Annotated in this window: 2 protein-coding genes; one reads left to right on the forward strand and one right to left on the reverse strand. The window is 74.1% G+C overall.

Annotation, left to right across the window (positions count from 1 at the left end):
* Positions 1 to 9: 9 nt before the first annotated feature.
* Entirely contained in the window at positions 10 to 384 is a 375-nt protein-coding gene (locus HW445_RS32015) for a nuclear transport factor 2 family protein (protein ID WP_180224259.1), read from the reverse strand.
* A 120-nt stretch (positions 385 to 504) separates the two neighbouring features.
* On the opposite strand from HW445_RS32015, the gene HW445_RS32020 reads away from it, so the two are divergent.
* Positions 505 to 1,134, forward strand: a 630-nt coding sequence (locus HW445_RS32020; RefSeq protein ID WP_180224260.1) for a LysR family transcriptional regulator, incomplete at its 3' end; no start/stop codon positions are given.

Consider the following 1,134-nt stretch of genomic DNA (forward strand, 5'->3'; position numbering starts at 1 on the left):
GCGGGAGGCTCAGCTCTCCACCGGCACGAACTCCGGCCGGTCCAGCACCCGCAGCCAGCTGCCGTCGGGCTGGCGGCGCACCACCTGCGCGCGGGCGCCGGCACCGTCCTTCGGCGGGGTGGCGGTCAGGGCGACACCGTCGGCGATCAGCGTGGGCAGCGGCTCCTCCCGCTCGAACCGCGGGCGGGCGCTCAGCACCCTCTCCCAGAGGGCCCGGATGGCCTCCCGGCCGACGGCGGTGGAGCCGGGCGGGTAGGCCATCACCGCGTCCTCCTCGTAGAGCGCGGCCACGCCGGCGGCGTCGCCGGCGTTGGACCGCTGGACGAAGAGCCGGGTGATGTCCTCGGGCCGCATCGCCTTCTCGTAGCGGTCGTAGGTCGGCATGGGCGGGTGCTCCTCCCGGTCCGGACGGAGACGGTTTCTCCGCCGCTCAGGGTTCCAGCCTCTGCCCGGGCCCACCAGAAGTCCAACAGATGGTTCTGCTGGTCACTAGAATCAGGAGTCATGGAACTGCGCCAGTTGGAGTACTTCGTCGCGGTCGCCGAGGAGCGGAACTTCACGCGTGCCGCCGAGCGGGTGCGCATCAGCCAGTCCGGGGTGAGCGCGCAGATCCGGCAGCTCGAGCGGGAACTCGGTGCCGAGCTCTTCGACCGGTCGTCGCGCGCCGTAACCCTCACCCTCGCGGGCGCGGCGGTGCTGGAGCACGCACGGGCGGCCCTGGCCGCCGCCGAGGCGGTGCGGCGCGGCGTGGACGAGGTGACGGGGCTGCTGCGGGGACGGATCGCGGTTGGCATGGTGGTGGGCTGCACGGTGCTGCCGCTGTTCGAGGCGCTCGCCGCCTTCCACGAGGCGCATCCGGGCGTGGAGCTCTCGCTGCTGGAGGACAACTCCGACCGGCTGCTGGAAGCGGTGCGCGGCGGCGCCCTCGACCTGGCGCTGGTCGGGGCGGCCGCCCTGCCGGAGGGGGTGAACTCGGTGGCCGTGGTGAGTGAGCCGCTGGTGGTCGCGGTGCCCGCCGGGCATCCGCTGGCGCGGCGGAAGCGGGTCGCTCTGCGGGAGGCCTGCGCGCACCCCCTGGTGTGCATGCCCCGGGGCACCGGGCTACGCACGGTCCTCGACCAGGCCTGTGCCGCA

The organism is Streptomyces sp. UH6 (assembly GCF_013421635.1).
Taxonomy (GTDB): domain Bacteria; phylum Actinomycetota; class Actinomycetes; order Streptomycetales; family Streptomycetaceae; genus Streptomyces; species Streptomyces abyssomicinicus.

Coding starts and splice junctions, on each gene's coding strand:
- HW445_RS32015 (WP_180224259.1), bottom strand. CDS start 384: ATGCCGACCTACGACCGCTACGAGAAGGCGATGCGGCCCGAGGACATC.